Consider the following 18,157-nt stretch of genomic DNA (forward strand, 5'->3'; position numbering starts at 1 on the left):
TCCACAAAAATCCCCACCCGCCGGGGGGCCCCCCCCCCCGTGGGGGCCCCCCCCCCCCTCGCTGCGTGTAATACCGCCGCCGACCTAGTCGAGGTAGTCCCGCAGGACCTGCGAACGCGACGGGTGGCGCAGCTTCGACATGGTCTTGGACTCGATCTGACGGATGCGCTCGCGCGTCACGCCGTAGACCTTGCCGATCTCGTCCAGCGTCTTCGGCTGCCCGTCGGTGAGACCGAAGCGCATGGAGACCACGCCGGCCTCGCGCTCGGACAGCGTGTCCAGGACCGAGTGCAGCTGCTCCTGGAGGAGCGTGAAGCTCACCGCGTCGGCCGGGACGACCGCCTCGGAGTCCTCGATCAGGTCACCGAACTCGCTGTCCCCGTCCTCACCCAGCGGGGTGTGAAGGGAGATCGGCTCGCGGCCGTACTTCTGGACCTCGATGACCTTCTCGGGGGTCATGTCGAGCTCCTTGGCCAGCTCCTCCGGGGTGGGCTCACGGCCCAGGTCCTGGAGCATCTGGCGCTGGACGCGCGCGAGCTTGTTGATGACCTCGACCATGTGCACCGGGATACGGATGGTGCGGGCCTGGTCGGCCATGGCGCGGGTGATCGCCTGACGAATCCACCAGGTGGCGTACGTGGAGAACTTGTAGCCCTTGGTGTAGTCGAACTTCTCCACCGCGCGGATCAGACCGAGGTTGCCCTCCTGGATCAGGTCCAGGAAGAGCATGCCGCGCCCGGTGTAGCGCTTGGCCAGCGAGACCACGAGCCGGAGGTTGGCCTCCAGCAGGTGGTTCTTGGCGCGACGGCCGTCCTCGGCGATGATCTCCAGCTCGCGCTTGAGCTTGGGGGCGAGCTTGTCGGAATTCGCCAGCTTGTCCTCGGCGAACAGGCCCGCCTCGATGCGCTTGGCGAGCTCGACCTCCTGCTCGGCGTTGAGGAGCGGGACCTTGCCGATCTGCTTCAGGTAGTCCTTGACCGGGTCGGCCGTGGCACCGGCGACGGCGACCTGCTGCGCGGGCGCGTCGTCCTCGTCGTCGTCGGAGAGGACGAAGCCCTTGTTCTCGCCCTCGCCCTCCTCCTCCTCGCCCTTGCCGACCTTGACCTCCTCGACGACGTCGTCGCCGTCGAGGAGGTCGTCGTCCTGCTTGCCGGCCTTCTTCGAGGCCGTCTTCTTGGCAGCCGTCTTCTTCGCTGCGGTCTTCTTGGCGGCCGACTTCTTGACTGCGGCCTTCTTGGCGGGCGCGGCCTCGGAGGCACCCTCGACCGCCGGGTCCCCGGAGTCGGTGGACGACGGGGCGGCGGGCGCCGCGACAGTCCGCGTCACCGTCGTCTTGGCCGCGACGGTCTTGGTGGCGGTGCGCTTGGCCGGGCTCTTCGCTGCAACGCTCTTGCGGGCGCGTTTCGACGGCTCCGCGGCACTGACCATCAGCGTCACACCCTCTTCCTCGAGGATCTGGTTGAGGCTGCGCAGAACGTTCTTCCACTGGGTTGGCGGAATCTGGTCAGCCTCGAAGGCCCGACGCACGTCATCGCCGGCGATCTGCCCATCAGCCTTTCCCCGCTCAATGAGCGCCATCACAGATTCGGACTCGGCGATCTCCGGCGGGAGCGTACGGGATGTGCTGGCCGACACGAACAACCTCTCGGAACGATGGAAACGGCTTCCGGCCCGGCCCTGAGAGGGCTGGAACCGACGACCGCCGGGCGGGGAATGCACCGACGGCGCGGGCTAGGCCTCAGAACTGCACAGCGTCCTGAACGACTGCTGTATTCCTTCTGTGACGGTCACCTCTTAAGTCATCGCGCTGTTTCGAGGAGTGTTACGCCAGATCCGCGTGGCCCGAGTCACACCCCATTTTGCGATGAACACGACCAAGGCGACATCTCCCCGCCCCTGTGCCGCCGGACCGCCGGGTCCGACGACACATGGCGCGTGCACCCTGCCCGTGCCGGGTCAGTGTTCGCGCGGCGCCGGCACCACTCGTTCCGCCTCGTGGTGGCCCACCAGCAACTGGCGCATGGCCGCCTCGGCGCCCGCGGAGTCACCGGAGGCGAGGGCGTCGACGATGCGCGCATGCAGAGCGAGGGATGCCTCGCTGGGGCGGTCGCAGGCGGTGGCCGGGCCGCCGGAGACCTGCAGCGCGGCGGAGACGATTCCGGAAAGGTGCTCCAGCATCCGGTTGCCCGCGGCCTGGATGAGCAGGGAGTGGAACTCCGAGTCGGCACGGGCGCACGTGATCATGTCGCCTTGCCCAAGCGCGTGTCGCATGATCTCGACCATGTCGGCAAGGCGCTGCTGAAGGTCCTCGCGCCCGTGTCCCGCGGCGAGGCGGGCGGCGAGCGGCTCGATCGTCCACCTGAGATCACCCAGTTCACGGCGCTGGTCATCACGCTGCGGACCGAAGGCGCGCCATTCAATGATGTCCGGATCGAGCAGATTCCAGTCACTGACCGGCCGCACCCGCGTCCCGACATTGGGGCGGGCACTGACCAGCCCCTTCGCCTCCAGTACACGCAGCGATTCCCGCACTACGGTCCTGGAAACCTCGAAACGCTGGCCGATCTCTTCCGGCACCAGGGGGCGATCCGCGCCGAGGTCGCCGGAGACGATCATCTGCCCCAACTGCTGAACAAGTTGGCCGTGCAGCCCACGGCCACGGCTGGCCGATCCCCGTCGGCCCACACGGCCGAGCTCGGCATCGGAACCACCCCAGGGACGCGTGGCGGCGCGCTCGCCGGCCGGCGCCTCCGCATAGGGGTAACGGTCGAGTTCGCCCGGACCGGCGAGGCCGGAATCGGCGGAGCGGGCGGTGGTCATCATGGTGTGCGCAAGGGTACTCACGCATCCTTTGTCGGCGGCTCCCAGCCGCCCCTTGAGGTCTTTGCTGAAAAGCACACGAAAGGGTGATCGGCACTTGCCCCTCAATTGACGGCTTAATGGTATAAACCGGACGTTTCAAAGAGGTTGTGAGAGCCCGCCTCCCCAGCCCTGCCTCGCGATCACCAACGGACCCTGCCCCGAAGGCTGGTGAACAGAAACGCGCAGACGAGGGCCGACAGCGACAAGGTCAGGGCCGCACCCACGGGCTGCGCCACGATCCGTACCGCGGCCAGCAGCCACCGGTCCGCCTCCCCCGGCCACTGGAGCCAGGCCAGTTCCCGCAGCCGGCCGGGAAGCCCTGTCATCGAACGGGTGGTCGACGCCTTTGGCATCCGCTCGACGAGCGGCACCACCACTACGGGTACGGCGAGCACGGCAGCAATGCCCGCGGCCGTCACCCGGAAGACACCGGCGGCCAGCAGCCCGGCCCAGGCACAGCCGACGGTCAGGCCGGACCAGCTCACCGCCAGGGAGACCGCATTCGAGGGGACGTGGAGCAAGTCCCCTCCGTACACGATGCGAAGGGTCTCCGCCGAGGCCAGCGCGACCAGCAGTGCCAACAGGAGCGAGACACCCCCGGACACCACCAGCTTGGCGAGGAGCAGGCCCAGTCGGCGGGGCACCGTTCCCCGGCCGGCGGCGAGTGCCGGATAGCGGAACTCGTCGCCGAAGGAGAGCGCTCCGAGCAGCCCGGCCCCGAGCGCGGTGGGCGGGAGCGGCAACAACGAGGGCCAAGCAGCGATCACATGCACCAGCGGGGCGTCGCTGCCACGGGCCAGCAGCACGGACAGGCTGACGGAAGCAATCAGGACCACAGCCATGATCACGGTCGTGGACCTCACCCCGAACAAGCGACGCAGTTCGTAACGCACCGGCCACAGTGGCCCCCGCGCCGGGCGCCGCCTGATCGGCGGCGGGACCGCACCCCGCGCGACCGGGCGGGGAGCGGCGCCGGGGCTGTCGGCCGCGGCTTTGCGCAATGGTGTGTCGGAACCGGCGGTCCCGACTGGACGCGCCACCGTCCCGTGGGTCCCGCTTGCGGGGACGGCGGCATCGACCGTGCCCTCAGCACCGTGAACGGCCGGCGCCCCGGCAGCGCCGACGGGGCCCATGTCGCCCAGCTCGTCGGCGAGCTGGTGAACGGGGAGCCCATGCCGGAACGCCGCGTCACCGACTTCCGCACAGCTGCTGCCGTACACGGCGAGCCGGTTGCTGGCCGCCTCCGCGACGACCTCGACGGACCGCTGAGCGACTCGCGCTTCCCGGCTGATGATCGCGGCGAGGCGAGCGGCGTACGGGGAGCGGACGGCCACGCGGGGTCGTAGGCGGGTACGGGAGAAAGCCGCCCCGTCCTGATCGGCGACCAGGCGCCCGCCGTCGATGGTCACCACATGGCCGGCCGAGCGCGCGGCCTCCTTGGGGTCACTGGTGGCGAACAGGACGGTCCCGCCCCCCTCGGCGTGGGAGCGCAGCATGCCGTGCAACCAGGCAGCCTCCCTCGGGGACAGATCCTCCGCCGGGTCGTCCAGGATGAGCGTGTGCGGGTCGCCGAGCAACGCGCAGGCGAGCGCCAGCCGCCGGTCCATGCCACGGGAGAGCCGGCCGATGCGCTGGTCCCCCAGGCCGGCGAGGCCCACGAGGTCGAGCAGTTCGTCCGCCCTGGACGCGGGGACGCCCGCGACGGCGCAAAGCATGCGCAGTTGCCCGCGCACTGTGCGCGCGGGGTGCCCCGGCACGTCCCCCAGCACCACTCCCACCTCACCGGCCGGGCGCGGCACGCGGTGCAGCGGCCTGCCCCGGAAGTAGGTGATACCCCGGCCCGGCTCCAGCTCGAGCATCAACCTGAGGGCCGTGGTCTTACCGGAACCCGCCGCCCCCAGCAGCGCGGTGACACAGCCCGGTTCGGCATCGAAGGTGAGGTCGTCCACGGCGGGGGGCTGTCCACGGGAGCGGGTGCTGGTTAATCCGATGGCCTGGAGCATCGCTTCTCTCGCAGGAAAATGGGACGGCACAAGCGGGGCCGCCCGGCGGCGAGTGAGTACCGCAGCACGATAACCCGACATATCTGACTTTTTGCGCAAGTCGGAGCGCTCGGCGCTTTGAAGGCCCCTTCACGCCCGGCGGCCGGCCGACTTCGACCGAACCGCGAGGCTCCCGGCCCCGCTCCTCGCCGGCCACGACCGTCGGACAGGCGCGTCCCCAACCTCACAGGGCAGTACAGCCAGTGCTGCCGCAGCCAGGGTTCACCCGGAAGGAGCGGCGTCGGGTACATCCCCAAGTTCTCGGCTCCGCTCGAACAGGGGAGACCCCACTCCAAGTTCTCGGCTCCGCTCGAACAGGGGAGACCCCACTCCAAGTTCTCGGCTCCGCTCGAACAGGGGAGACCCCACTCCCCGGTGTGCCGGCCGGAAGCCCTCGTACTGGATGTACTCGGGGTTTCGGCCGGGGCGGCGAGAGTGCGTGCATGGCATCGCGACAGGGTGAACCCCGGCCACCGCAGTACTAGACCTCGGGGCGCAGCATCGGCGGGTTGAGCACCGTCGCCGTCCCCGAGCGGAACAGCTGGGCGGGCCTGCCTCCCTGGCGGGTGGTTGTTCCGCCGGTAGGCACCAGGAAGCCCGGCGTACCCGTCACCTTGCGGTGGAAGTTCCTCGGATCGAGCACCACGCCCCACACCGCCTCGTACACCCGGCGCAGCTCACCGACCGTGAAGGCGGGTGGGCAGAAGGCAGTGGCCAGCGAGGAGTATTCGATCTTGGAACGGGCTCGCTCGACTCCGTCGGCGAGGATCTTCGCATGGTCGAAGGCCAGCGGCGCCTGGCGCTCCCCGTCCGGGGCGTAGCCGCCCTCCGGGCCGAGCAGATCCTCGACAGGCGCCCATCGCGCGCTGTTAGCGTCACCACCCGCCCGGGGAGCGGGTAGATCGGGCGCCAGCGCGAGATGGGCGACGCTGACGACCCTCATCCTCGGATCGCGCGCCGGGTCCCCGTACGTGGCGAGCTGTTCCAGATGAGCGCCGTTACCAACGGCCGGGGCCGCCGGGTCCTGTGCGCACAGGCCGGTCTCCTCGACGAGCTCCCGCGCCGCCGCGGCCCCGAGATCCTCGTCGGCTTTGACGAAGCCGCCCGGCAGCGCCCACCTGCCTTGGAACGGAGCCTCCCCCCGGCGTACCACCAGCGCACACAGCGCATGCCGACGTACCGTGAGCACGACCAGGTCGACGGTGACGGCGAACGGCGGAAAGGTCGACGGGTCGTAGGGCGGCATGCCGCGATCATAGTCGTCTTCCTGACGATAAGCACACCCTTCCCCACTACTCTTCGCAATCTTCCGGAACCGGCTCCCAGGCGCCCCGAAAAGGCATGCGGTCCAGTCCCGCGTGCGGCGCCGGACCCCGGCGCCGCACGCGGCTCAACGGCTGGTTCCCGTCCGCCGGCGCCCCTGCGCCCCGGGACGGGCGGTTCGGCGCTTGCCCGCCGCAGCCGGCCCGGGCCGGGTGGAGCCGGAACGTGTCCTGGCACGCCCGGCCGGTCGCACGCGTGCGGGACGGGCCCCCGCGACCCGTTCCGCACATCGGTCGCGCCGGGCAGCCCGCGTGCTGCGCTCACCGCGGAGGCAGCGCCGCAGCGTCTCCGGGTCGAGGCCCTGGTTGCATGCCTCGTGCAGCAGCTGGGCGAAGGTGTAATGCGGATCGAGGCGCAGGGCGAGCCCCAGCGCGACGCGTGCGGCCGGTTCGTCACCCGTCGACCAGGAGACCCAGCCCGCCAGGGTGAGAGGGGCTGCGGCGTGTTCCTCGTACGGGGCGACGCAGCGGCGGGCCAGCGCGCGCCAGAGCCTCAACGCCGCATCCGCTTCCGCCCCTTCCATCCACTCGGCCGCCCGGTCCCGGGTCTCCCTGTCCTGGAGGCCGAGAATCACCGACGCAGCCTCCTCGTCGCTGATCAGCCGGTCGTCGTTGATGTCGGCCAGGGAAGGTGCCGCCGCGGGTGCCTGCCCGAGGCGGTCCATGAGCCGGCGAGCGAGCTTCAGCGTGGCGCCGCTGACCTCCTTGCGACGCTCCCGGTCGAACAGCAGGGGCACCATCGCGCTGCCTGCCGAGTCAAGGGCGCGCAGTTGGGCGTCGTCCGAAGTGCGAGTGAGCGGGGTGAGTCTCGCCTCCATCTCACGCAGCGAGCCCCGCACCTGGATGCCCGCGTAGGTGGCCGCCGCCGCCATGACCGAAGTGCCAGGCATGGCCATGGGGTTGCCCTCGGCCGGGCAGCAGCGGGCATCGGGGCAGACGTAGGACCAGAAGCGGTTGTCCGAGATGCACAGCGCTTCGAGAACGGGCACGTCCAGCGCTCCGCAGGCTGTACGCAGTCGCTGGGCGAACGGCCGCAGGCGCTCCATGGTCTGGTTGCCCGTCTCGCCGTCCGCCGGATCCTGGCAGAGGAAGACGACGATGGCGTCGGGTCGCGCGCCCCGTCGCTCGCTGCCCTTGATCAGGCACTCGGCGAGCTGCTCGGCGACCACGGGCCACTCCTGCGCGGACTGCGGGATCCCGAGCCTGAGCCGTCCTCCGAACCGGCCCCGGCCACCGTGCAGGGCGACCATGACCACGCTGTCGTTCGGATGGAAGCCCATGAGATACGGGAGCGCGTCGGCGAGCTCGGCCGGGCCCCGCAGGGTGATCTGCTGTTCTTCGGAAGGGCCGATGGGTTCGGGGTGCTTGTTCATGGCCCGACCGTCTCGCGGTTCACCAATCTCCGCTACCCCTGTGGATAACTTATCCACAAGGGGTAATCGGCTGTTCGCGGTTGTCGGACCCATCGGGTTGCATGGAGGCATGACCAACGCAGATCGCGCAGAGCTCAGGGCTTCGGCCGATTCCGTACTGGCCCGACTTGTCGGTGACGCCTCCGGTGCCGCCAGGCTGCGCGAGGACCAGTGGCGAGCCATCGAGGCACTCGTCGCGGACAAGCGGAGAGCGCTGGTCGTCCAGCGCACGGGTTGGGGGAAGTCCGCGGTGTATTTCGTCGCGACTTCCCTGCTGCGCGCCCGGGGCGGCGGGCCGACCGTCATCGTCTCGCCGCTGCTGGCGCTGATGCGCAACCAGGTCGCGGCGGCGGCCCGAGCCGGCATCAGCGCGCGCACGATCAACTCGTCCAACACGGAGGAGTGGGCCACCGTTCAGGCCGAAGTGGCCGCCGGTGAGGTCGATGTGCTGCTGGTCAGCCCCGAGCGGCTCAACAATCCCGATTTCCGCGACCAGGTGCTGCCCCAGCTTTCCGCGGCCACCGGGCTGCTCGTTGTCGACGAGGCGCACTGCATCTCCGACTGGGGCCACGACTTCCGGCCCGACTACCGGCGGCTGCGGACGATGCTCGCCGATCTCGCCACCGGTGTCCCGGTGCTCGCCACCACCGCGACCGCCAACGCCCGGGTCACCGCCGATGTGGCGGAGCAGCTGGGCACCGCCTCCGACACGGACGCGCTCGTCCTGCGGGGACCGCTGGACCGCGAGAGCCTGAGCCTCGGAGTACTGCGACTGCCCAGCGCGGCACACCGACTGGCATGGCTCGGGGACCACCTCAAGGAGCTCCCGGGTTCGGGGATCATCTACACCCTGACGGTCGCGGCTGCCGAGGAGGTCACTGCCTACCTCCGGCAGTGCGGGCACACCGTCGCTTCCTACACCGGCCGCACGGAGAACGCGGAGCGGCAGCAGGCGGAGGACGATCTGCTGGCCAACCGGGTCAAGGCACTGGTGGCGACCTCGGCTCTCGGCATGGGATTCGACAAGCCCGATCTCGGCTTCGTCGTACACCTGGGCTCGCCCTCCTCCCCCATCGCCTACTACCAGCAGGTGGGCCGCGCCGGACGCGGCGTCGAGCATGCCGAGGTATTGCTCCTGCCGGGAAAGGAGGACGAGGCCATCTGGCAGTACTTCGCGTCGGTCGCCTTCCCACCCGAGGAGCAGGTCCGTCGCACCATCGACGCGCTGGCGCAGGCCGGGCGGCCGCTCTCGCTGCCCGCCCTGGAACCGTTGGTCGACCTGCGGCGCACACGGCTGGAGACCATGCTCAAAGTGCTCGACGTCGACGGAGCGGTCCGGCGGGTGAAGGGTGGCTGGACAGCGACGGGAGAGCCCTGGGTCTACGACGCCGAGCGCTACGCCTGGGTGGCCCGTCAGCGAGCGGCCGAGCAGCAGGCGATGCGCGACTACGCCACGACGGACGGTTGCCGGATGGAGTTCCTGCGCCGTCAACTGGACGACGAGGAGGCGACCGCGTGCGGGCGTTGCGACAACTGTGCCGGTGCGCGGTTCGACGAGGGCGTGTCCGCCGCCGCGCTGGACACCGCGAAGGGTGAGCTCGGCCGGCCCGGCGTGGAGGTGGAGCCGCGCAAGATGTGGCCGACCGGCCTCGCGTCGGTCGGTGTCGATCTCAAGGGCCGGATCCCGGCGGCGGAGCTCTGCGGTACGGGCCGGGCACTGGGCCGACTCTCCGACATCGGATGGGGCAACAGGCTGCGCCCGATGCTGGCCACCCAGGCACCGGACGGTCCGGTGCCGGACGATGTAGCCGCTGCGGTGGTGTCGGTGCTGGCCGACTGGGCCAGGGGCCCCGGCGGCTGGGCACCGGGGGTCGTGGACGCCGTGCCCCGCCCGGTCGGTGTCGTCACCATCGCGTCGAACCACAGACCCCAGCTCATCGAATCCTTGGGCAGACGCATCGCCGAAGTGGGGCGGATGCCCCTGCTGGGGCGCGTGGCCCTTGGTCCGGGCACCGATGATGTCCGAATGTCGCAGACCAACAGCGCCCAGCGGGTCCGGGCCCTGCACGAGAGGCTGATCGTGGGTACCGAGCTCGCGGAGACCTTGATGACCGCGAGCGGACCCGTGCTGCTCGTGGACGATCTCTCGGACACCGGCTGGACCCTCGCCGTGGCGGCGCGGTTGCTGCGGCGAGCAGGAGCGGAGGCGGTGTTTCCGCTGGTCCTCGCTGTTCAGGCGTGACAGGGGGCGTCAGCCGGGGCAGGACTGGGCAGGGATATCCGTGTCATTCCGGCTGATTACCGTCAGCCGCGTCAATTGCTCGTTGCCGCCTGCCGATACGCCAGGAAGAATTGGGCTCGCTCCCCGCACGGTCCTTTCGCGGGCCCCAAAAGGGCTGTGCCGCGGCGCGCCCTCACCCGACCCTGCCCGCATCGTGGGCGCGTATGCGAAGGGAGGACCGTGACCTTCGGATTCGCTCCGTCCGCAGCCACTTCGATGTCGGCAGCCGCCGACTCCGCCAACCGCTTTGCCCGAATGCTCGAACCGGCCGAGTGGGCGGCGGCCGGCATACCACTGCTGCGCAGTCCGCGTGAGGTGGTCAGCGGGCTGCACGCCAGGCACCGGCCGACCCCCACGACCGCCGTGGTTGCCGTCCTGGACCACGAGGAGCGCCTGACGGCGAGCGCCTCGTTCGCCCGCCGCTCGGTGACGGCGGACGGCTGGGAATTCCGGAACTCGCTGCTGGCGCACCTACGCCGCGTCATCCCGCACGATCTGCGCCGCCGTACGCCCGTCCGCACCGCGGTACTGCTCTACTGCCGTGAGGGCGACGAGCGTTGGACGGAGGAGGACGGGGCATGGATGTGGGGACTGCGGGACGCCTGCACCCTGCACGGGCTGCGTTGCGGCGCCTACATCACACTGACCCGCGATGGCTGGCAGGTGCTGGGCGAGGGCCGGGGCGGCCGTCGCCCGAACTCCACGTCGCAGCCTTCCGCGCTCGCCGACACCTCGCTGGACCTGGATCAGGTGCCGTCGCGTACGGGTGGAGGCGCGGCGCAAGCACTGCACCGCTCCGCCGCTCGCTGAGCACGCTCGGACCCGGCCGCCCTCGCGGGCAGCCGGGTCGCCGAAGGCGCACGGGTCACCACGTGCCGGGGAACCCAGTCGCCGCAGAACGGCGTGCGCTGCGGCTCAGACGCTTGCGCCGAGCACGGCGTTGATGCGCTGCGGGTCGCCGCAGACGATCAGCAGCGCACCGGCGAACTCCCGGGCCTTGGTCAGCGCCCGCGTGGCCGCGTCGTCGGCCGGGCCGTTGACCGCGACGATCACCACGGGCCGGGGCTTGACCCGGCCGGCTGCTGCGGCCGCGGCGAAGAAGACGTCGTCGCCCGCTTCCTCGTGGGCCCAGTAGGCGGTCTCACCGAAGGAGAGCTCGTGGGTCGCCCACGGGTGCTCTCCGCCCGTGGTCAGCACCAGGATGTCGCCGGGTTGGCGGCCCGAGTCGAGCAGCAGGTCCACTGCCTCGTCGGCGGCGTCGAGTGCGCCGTCCGCCGATGCGGGAATGATCTGGAGCTGCGGCGCGGAACGATTCTCCGGCCGCGCCGCCTGGGGCCGACCGGAGGTGGAGTGCGGGCGCTGCGCCGGGGGCACAGGCCGCGGGCCGGGACCCGGACGACCGGGGCGCGGCGTGGCCGCTGAACGCGGACCGGGTACGGGACGAGGGGTCGACGCGGCACGGCCGGTGGCCGGGGTGACGCGGGGACCCTGGGCGCTCTCGTGAATCTGAGGCTCCTCGGGGATGAGAGGCATGGGTGGTTGTCTATCAAACGCCGACGCCTCGGGCATCAGCGGGTGGGCACATGTACGCGATCAGAAGTCGAAGCCGAGCTGGCCCCCGCTTTCCAGTGCGGCCGTCTCTGCGGAGAAACGGACCTTCTTCAGGTGCTGCCACCGGGGCAGCGCGTCGAGGTAGGACCACGAGAGACGGTGGTGGGCGGTGGGCCCACGCTCCTCCAGTGCGGCCCTGTGCACGGGGGACGGATAGCCGGCGTTGGCTTCGAACGCAAAGTCCGCATAGTCGCCGTTCTGTGCGCCGAGTTCGGCCATCATCGCGTCCCGGCGGACCTTTGCGATCACCGATGCCGCGGCCACCGCAATGCAGGACTGGTCGCCCTTGATGACGGTACGGACCTGCCAGGGGCTGCCCAGGTAGTCGTGTTTGCCGTCAAGGATCACAGCATCGGGGCGGACCGGCAGCGCTTCCAGGGCACGCACGGCGGCGAGCCGGAGTGCGGCGGTCATGCCGAGCTCGTCGATCTCCTGGGGCGAGGCGTCACCGAGGCCGTACGCGGTCACCCAGCTTTCCAGCACCGGAGCGAGTTCCGCGCGGCGCTTCGGGCTGATCAGCTTGGAGTCGGTGAGTCCGGCGGGGGGTTTGCGAAGACCGGTGATCGCGGCGCACACGGTGACGGGTCCCGCCCACGCTCCGCGTCCGACCTCGTCGACACCGGCGACGGTCTTGGCACCGGTGGTGGCGCGGAGTGAGCGCTCGACGGTGTGCGTGGGTGGTTCGTACGGCATGGCGTCTGTCAGCGTACGCCGAAGGAAACGCCAGGAACACCCCGGGGCGCCTCTCGGACCTCCACACCGGCGCCCGCAATCCTGGCGGGCCGCCCTCCGGCTCGTGAGGCGCGGCCCCGGGCCGGCTCTCAGTGTGGGCCGGAGCGGAAGAACGGCACCGCGACCTGATCGATCAACGCCTCGATCTCCGCGTCGCCCCACTCACTGCCGCACACCTTGGTGCGGTACATCATCATCGCGGGGATCACGTCGAAGGCCAGTTCGCTCATGGCGCAAGGGCGTACCTCACCTCGCTCGACCCCCCGGCTCACCACTTCTCTGATGAGCTCGGTCGACGGCCGGATCACTCCGTCGAGGATCACGGCCTGGAAGCGTTCCGCCGTTCCGGCATCGCATTCGTGAATGACCGAGCGCAAGGCAGAGCCGGAGGTGGAGAGCATCGCGTCGCGCATGCCCCGGCACAGCTGGTAGAGGTCGTCGCGGACGTTGCCCGAGTCCGGGGCCCGCCCCGGTGCCGGCATGGCGCTGCGCAGCGCCTCTGCGACCAGTTCCTCCTTCGAGGACCAGCGTCGGTAGAGGGCGGCCTTGCCCGTCTGGGCACCGGCGGCGACGCCTTCCATCGTCAGACCGTTCCAGCCGACCGTACTCAGCGCTTCCAGCGCCGCTTCGAGGATCGCGCGTTCCAGCACGGACCCCCGGCGACGCAGGGACACCACCGGCTGCCGAGCGGCGGCAGTCGATCGCGAAGTGACCATGAGCTTCTCTCCATCGAACAGATGTGATTCACCTCCGCGAACCTGCCGAGATCGGGAACCAGCAGACACGGAGACAGAGGGGGACAGCGCGGGGTCGAGCGACTCCCGGCCGGAGCCGATGACCCCGGACCCATCCGGCAACAAGAACACAGTGAACGCTTGCGTTCACTGGAAGGGACTCGGTAACGTCGGCCGGACAGTGAACGGAGTCGTTCACTAATTCTCTTGTGGGGGACCTTCAGTGACCACCTCTCAGTTAGATGCACGGAGCACGGCGGGCGCGGCGCGTCGGCCCGGCCGCCCGGGGATCGCCCTGGCCGTCATCGCCGCCTGTCAGTTGATGGTTGTGCTCGACTCCACAATCGTCAACATCGCGCTCCCGCACATCCAGGAAGCCCTGAGTTTCTCGACCACGGATCTGTCCTGGGTCCTCAGCGCCTACACGCTCACCTTCGGCGGCCTGCTGCTGCTCGGCGGCCGGGCCGGGGACGTCCTCGGCCGCCGCCGGGTGTTCATGGCCGGCATCCTCGTCTTCACCCTCGCCTCACTCCTGGGCGGGTTCGCCCAGGAGCCCTGGCAGTTGCTCACCGCTCGCGCGCTCCAGGGCATCGGCGGCGCCATCGCCTCACCGACCTCGCTCGCGCTGATCACCACGACGTTTCCCGAAGGGCCCGAGCGCAACCGTGCGTTCGGCGTGTTCGCCGCGGTGTCTGCGGGAGGCGGCGCGATCGGACTGCTGGCGGGCGGGATGCTCACCGAATGGCTGGACTGGCGCTGGGTCTTCTTCGTCAACGTGCCGATCGGTGTGCTGATCGCGGTCCTGGCTCCGATGTACATCAACGAGTCCGACCGGCACTCGGGCCGCTTCGACATCTCGGGGGCCCTGACCTCGACCCTCGGCATGGCATCGCTGGTATACGGGTTCATCCGGGCCTCCGAGGAAGGGTGGCAGGACTCGCTCACGCTGGCCTCCTTCGCTGCCGCGGTGGTTCTGCTCGCCGTCTTCGTGCTCGTGGAGATGAAGGCCAAGGAACCGATCACGCCCCTGCGGATGTTCGCCGACCGCAACCGTTCGGGCACATACGTGATCATGCTCAGCCTGGCCGCTGCCATGTTCGGCATGTTCTTCTTCATCGTGCTGTTCGTGCAGAACGTCCTGGCCTACAGCCCCATCGAATCCGGACTGGCCTTCCTGCCCGTAACCGTCTCGATCATCATCGGAGCGGGACTCTCGCAGCGATTCCTCCCCGTTCTAGGACCGAAACCGTTCATGATCACCGGTTCGGCACTCGCCGGTGCAGGCCTGTTCTGGCTCACGTTCATCTCCCCCGACAGCTCCTACCTGGCCGGAGTCCTCGGTCCGATGCTCGTGTTCAGCTTCGGCATGGGGCTGAACTTCGTGACGCTGACCCTGACCGCGGTATCCGGAGTCGCCCAGCACGAAGCCGGTGCGGCCTCCAGCCTGCTCAACGCGAGTCAGCAGGTGGGCGGTTCGCTGGGGCTGTCCATCCTGGTCACGGTCTTCGGCACCGCCAGTCGCAACGAGGCCGAGAGGCAGGTGCCGAAGTTCCTGGCGCAGGCGTCACCGGAGCAGAAAGCGCAGTTCGCCAAGACCCAGGAGCTGCCCGGGACCTGGGGCCACGCGGTGCTCACCGAGGGCATATCCACGGCGTTCCTGGCGGCGGTGGCCATGGCCGTTCTCGCCCTGCTGACCGCGTTGCTGGTCATCCGCGTGCGCAAGAGTGACCTGGACGCACTGAGCGGCAAGGTCGCTGCCGGGAGGCCGGTGGCGTAGCGCGCGGACGCGATGCCGGTTGCGAGCCGCCCGCGAGGGGACGGCCTGCACGATCGCCGTCGCCGGCACCGGAAGTCGGTGCCGGCGTGCGGGGCCCGGTTCCGCTCACACGGAACCGGGCCCCGGGATCAGTACGGATCGTACGGGTCATAGACGTCGTCCGTCCCGCTACCGCGCTCGTCGCCGTTGTCGCCCGAGCTCAGGCCCCGGCAGTCGAGGGTGCGGAAGCCGGGGTCCCAGTCGCCGAGGATCTCCCGGGCTCGCTTCTCTCCCCAACTCATGGCGTACCAGGGCTCGTCGGAGTCCAGCAGCGTCCGCTGAATGTCCTGCAGCGCACAGGAGCGCAAAGGTTCGGGCAGGGTGTCGAGCGCGGGTACCGCGTCGGCCGACAGGTCCTTGAGGTACTCGATGTCGATCGAGTGATCGTTGCGGTAGCGCTGGACGTTCTGCTCGGCGATCAGGCCATCGGGCGAGACGAGGCCGAAGGCCAGTACGCCGACGGCAGCACTCGCTGCGACGGCGCGCGGCAGCAGCCGGGGGCCGAAGACTCCGGACGCCATGATCAGGACGAGGACTACGCCGAGCCAGAGTTCCGCGGCGGCCACGGAGATCCTCAGCCGGGTCAGACCGTACGCGTCGACGTAGAGGTCCATGCGCCGAAGGGCCGAGGCGACCACGACGAGCGTGAGCAGGCACAGGGTGCCGAGCACGGCGCGGACGAGGGTGCGGTCGCGGGCGCCGCCGCGTGGCGCCCAGCGAAGTGCCAGGGCGATGACGCCGAGCGTGAGAACCGTGGCCCAGAGCAACTGCCAGAAGCCTTGGCGGGCGTACGCGGAGTAGCTGAGATCCGTCTCGGCCATCACCTTGTCGTATCCGCCGAGGAGCACCGTCAGCTGAATGGCGAGGAAGACAGCGAAGAGGAGGTTCAGAACGATCAGCGGGAGAGCCCATTCCAACCGCCCACGCGCCTTGCCCGGGCGTACGGTCACCCCGTCCCAGCGGACCGGGGCGGCGGCGGTGTAAGCGGCGGCGAGCGCACCGACGAGACCGAGGAGGCCCAGGAAGATCCGCCACGGGCTGTCACCGACCGACACATCAGGGGTCAGGCTGCCCAGCAGGTCCGCGAAGGCGGCGTCGGCACTCGCGAAGAGCGCACCGAACACGATGAGCAGGAGGGCGGCCACGGCCGCGGAGCGGAACAGCACACCGAACCGGCCCCGGGTCCCCGACATGCGGTCGCGCACACCCCGGGCGCCCCAGCCCAGCGACGCGAACACGGAGGTGAACAGGCCCAGGGAAGCGAGGAAGACACCGAGCCAGCTCCTGCTGCCGTGCAGCGCCAGCGAGCCGAGCGCCAGAGCGGACACCAGGGCGAGGAACGTAGGCCAGCCGGCGTCCCGGAGCGCCGGAACGGCCAGCAGCGCCAGTCCGCCGATCCCCCAGCCTGCGGTCCAGGGGCGCAGACTGCGGCCGGCCGCCCGCGCGGCGATGTACACACCGGCCGAGGCGGGCAGCGCCACGATCAGCAGGTTCAGCCCGATGCCGTCCCCCAGCAGCGCCATGCTGAGCAGTGCCGTCGCAAGGGCGGCCACGAGGGTGCCGGTGCGGACGGGCCCGGGCTTCATGGCCCGAAGCCGCGTGACCACCGAGGGAGGCGGCGTTCCCCGGGGGCTGGACGGCCTCGGCCCGCCGGGCCGCTGCGCCGCGTAAGCGGGGATCTTCGGCGGCTCGGGCGACGCGCCGCCTGCACTCTGGCCCGAGGTCGCGCCGACGGTGGCGTGTGCAGGCTCCGCCCCGGCTTCGGGCGCCACGGTCGGCGCGGGGATGCACCCGGCCGCCGGCCCGCCGCCGGCCCCGGAGTCCCGCCCGGGCGACGCGGCCTCCGAGGGCACGGCCCGGGGCCCCGCGCCCGGGGCCGGGCGGCCCGAAGCGCCCGCCGTCCCGGGCCAATGGTCCTCCGGGGACGCAGGTCTCGAGGTGTCCGGCGCGTTCCGGGGCGAGGCGGGTTCCTCCGGCGCGGGTTCGGGCCTGGATGAATCTGACGGTATTTCGGACACGGGACCCCTCCCCACCGGGGTCCGCTCACGCGTGCCCTGGGCAGCCCGCGCCCCCGGCGTCTCATTCGGTGCGCGCCCGTCGTCATGATCACCGAGGGCGGCGTGGCCGAAAGAGTAACCCCGTGTCACAGCCCTCAGCCGTGAGAGACCGTGCTGTGGCAGGACCGTGACAGTTGAGGCGGGGATTCGGCTACGACACCGCTCGGTCGGGCGGTGGTCCGGGACCCGAGTCGCCAGGTCGCGCGGCGCCGGCACCAACAGCCCCTGGCTGGGCGGCCCGGCTACCGCATCGCGGTCGCGCGGCGGCCCGGCTGCGGCGGCCCTGGACGGGGCCGGCAGCGGTACCTCCGGCTCATGCGGCGGCCGGCGCCGGGATCCGCCAGGCCGGGTCCGGCTATCGCGTCGTGCGGTCCGGCAGGGGCTCCGTGGGGGCCGTCCAGTCCGGCAGGGCTTCTGTCTGGGCCGTCCAGTGCGCGGGAGGCGCACCCCCGATGCCCGCCGCGATCACTCCGCCCACGATCGCGCAGGTCGTGTCGACGTCGCCGCCGGCCTGAGCGGTCACCCAGAAGGCCTGCTCGAAGTCGCCGAGACTCCGCGCCGCCGACCACAGGGCGAACGGAACGGTGTCGTGCGCGCTGGTGCGGCGCCCGTTGCCGAGGACCGCCGCGACGGTGCCCGCGTCCTCGTAGTCCAGCATGTCGCGGGCCCGGCGCAGGCCCGCACCGACGGCGCTGCGCGGGACGAGCGCGACGACCCCGTCCAGCAGGTCCGCCGGAGCGGGCGGCCCGGCCGGTGAGGCGACGAGCGCCGCAGCGGCCGCGACGGCCATCGCGCCGACGACGGCCTCCCGGTGCTGGTGTGTGGTGTACGAGGAGATCTCGGCCTGGTGTGTGGCCTGCTCGGGGTCGTCCGCGTACCAGGCGCCGAGCGGCGCGATACGCATCGAGGAACCGTTGCCCCAGCTGCCCTGTCCGTTGAACAGGGAGGAGGCGAGCTCACGCCAGTCGCCGCCCTCGCGGACCAGGCGGAGCATGCGGTTCACCGCGGGGCCGTACCCCCGGTCGAAGTCGTGATGGTGCGCGAACGAGTGGACGAGGGCGTCCTGGTCGATGCGGCCGTGCTCCCGGAGTACGGCCACGACGGAACAGGCCATCTCCGTGTCGTCGGTCCACTGCCACGGGCCGGGCGGGAGGGCGCGGTCCTTGAGGAGCGGGTAGTTGGCGGGCACGAAGAACTGGGAGCCCAGGGCGTCTCCCACGGACAGGCCGCGCAGGCTGGCAAGGGCGCGTTCGAGGCGCTGGTCGGAAGCGGATTCGGTCATCGCTTC

Annotated in this window: 13 protein-coding genes; 3 read left to right on the forward strand and 10 right to left on the reverse strand. The window is 70.7% G+C overall.

The genetic code is table 11. The annotated features are described in order from the left end of the window. Positions 1 to 84: 84 nt before the first annotated feature. The 5 genes from ABZ564_RS22300 to ABZ564_RS22320 all read right to left on the reverse strand — a co-directional run bounded on the left by ABZ564_RS22300 (position 85) and on the right by ABZ564_RS22320 (position 7,599). Complete coding sequence (locus ABZ564_RS22300) at positions 85 to 1,635, reverse strand: RNA polymerase sigma factor (RefSeq protein ID WP_360859145.1); 1,551 nt, start codon at positions 1,633 to 1,635, stop codon at positions 85 to 87. Between the two features lie 321 nt (positions 1,636 to 1,956). After that, positions 1,957 to 2,823 (reverse strand): FadR/GntR family transcriptional regulator, encoded by an 867-nt coding sequence (locus tag ABZ564_RS22305; protein ID WP_360859148.1) that lies wholly within the window; start codon positions 2,821 to 2,823, stop codon positions 1,957 to 1,959. 179 nt (positions 2,824 to 3,002) lie between these two features. Further along, a complete protein-coding gene (locus ABZ564_RS22310; protein WP_360859151.1) occupies positions 3,003 to 4,865 on the reverse strand; it encodes an ATP-binding cassette domain-containing protein in 1,863 nt (620 codons plus the stop codon). A gap of 520 nt (positions 4,866 to 5,385) precedes the next feature. Next, complete coding sequence (locus tag ABZ564_RS22315) at positions 5,386 to 6,150, reverse strand: NUDIX hydrolase (protein ID WP_360859153.1); 765 nt, start codon at positions 6,148 to 6,150, stop codon at positions 5,386 to 5,388. A 144-nt stretch (positions 6,151 to 6,294) separates the two neighbouring features. Continuing rightward, positions 6,295 to 7,599 carry a DUF4192 domain-containing protein gene (locus tag ABZ564_RS22320; protein ID WP_360859156.1) on the reverse strand — a complete coding sequence of 435 codons (1,305 nt, stop codon included), beginning with the start codon at positions 7,597 to 7,599 and terminating at the stop codon, positions 6,295 to 6,297. A gap of 109 nt (positions 7,600 to 7,708) precedes the next feature. Here ABZ564_RS22320 and ABZ564_RS22325 point away from each other — a divergent pair, with 109 nt between their 5' ends. Both ABZ564_RS22325 and ABZ564_RS22330 read left to right on the forward strand, forming a co-directional pair. Beyond that, complete coding sequence (locus ABZ564_RS22325; RefSeq protein ID WP_360859159.1) at positions 7,709 to 9,880, forward strand: RecQ family ATP-dependent DNA helicase; 2,172 nt, start codon at positions 7,709 to 7,711, stop codon at positions 9,878 to 9,880. 219 nt (positions 9,881 to 10,099) lie between these two features. Continuing rightward, the gene (locus tag ABZ564_RS22330; protein WP_360859162.1) at positions 10,100 to 10,729 is read left to right on the forward strand and encodes a hypothetical protein; all 630 of its coding nucleotides are present in this window, start codon (positions 10,100 to 10,102) and stop codon (positions 10,727 to 10,729) included. Between the two features lie 105 nt (positions 10,730 to 10,834). Here ABZ564_RS22330 and ABZ564_RS22335 read toward each other — a convergent pair whose 3' ends face one another. From ABZ564_RS22335 to ABZ564_RS22345, 3 genes are all read right to left on the reverse strand, one after another. Then, positions 10,835 to 11,452, reverse strand: a complete 618-nt coding sequence (locus ABZ564_RS22335; protein WP_360859165.1) for a hypothetical protein — start codon at positions 11,450 to 11,452, stop codon at positions 10,835 to 10,837. A 60-nt stretch (positions 11,453 to 11,512) separates the two neighbouring features. Next, positions 11,513 to 12,223 carry a ribonuclease HII gene (locus tag ABZ564_RS22340; RefSeq protein WP_360859168.1) on the reverse strand — a complete coding sequence of 237 codons (711 nt, stop codon included), beginning with the start codon at positions 12,221 to 12,223 and terminating at the stop codon, positions 11,513 to 11,515. Positions 12,224 to 12,351: 128 nt separating this feature from the next. Then, positions 12,352 to 12,978, reverse strand: a complete 627-nt coding sequence (locus ABZ564_RS22345) for a TetR/AcrR family transcriptional regulator (RefSeq protein ID WP_360859171.1) — start codon at positions 12,976 to 12,978, stop codon at positions 12,352 to 12,354. Between the two features lie 241 nt (positions 12,979 to 13,219). On the opposite strand from ABZ564_RS22345, the gene ABZ564_RS22350 reads away from it, so the two are divergent. After that, positions 13,220 to 14,773 carry an MFS transporter gene (locus ABZ564_RS22350; RefSeq protein ID WP_360859174.1) on the forward strand — a complete coding sequence of 518 codons (1,554 nt, stop codon included), beginning with the start codon at positions 13,220 to 13,222 and terminating at the stop codon, positions 14,771 to 14,773. A 128-nt stretch (positions 14,774 to 14,901) separates the two neighbouring features. Here ABZ564_RS22350 and ABZ564_RS22355 read toward each other — a convergent pair whose 3' ends face one another. Next, positions 14,902 to 16,398 carry a DUF4173 domain-containing protein gene (locus tag ABZ564_RS22355; RefSeq protein WP_360859177.1) on the reverse strand — a complete coding sequence of 499 codons (1,497 nt, stop codon included), beginning with the start codon at positions 16,396 to 16,398 and terminating at the stop codon, positions 14,902 to 14,904. 826 nt (positions 16,399 to 17,224) lie between these two features. Next, a complete protein-coding gene (locus tag ABZ564_RS22360) occupies positions 17,225 to 18,151 on the reverse strand; it encodes an ADP-ribosylglycohydrolase family protein (RefSeq protein WP_360859180.1) in 927 nt (308 codons plus the stop codon). Between the last annotated feature and the right edge of the window lie 6 nt (positions 18,152 to 18,157).

It is taken from the genome of Streptomyces sp. NPDC019224, assembly GCF_040632605.1.
Taxonomy (GTDB): Bacteria; Actinomycetota; Actinomycetes; order Streptomycetales; family Streptomycetaceae; genus Streptomyces.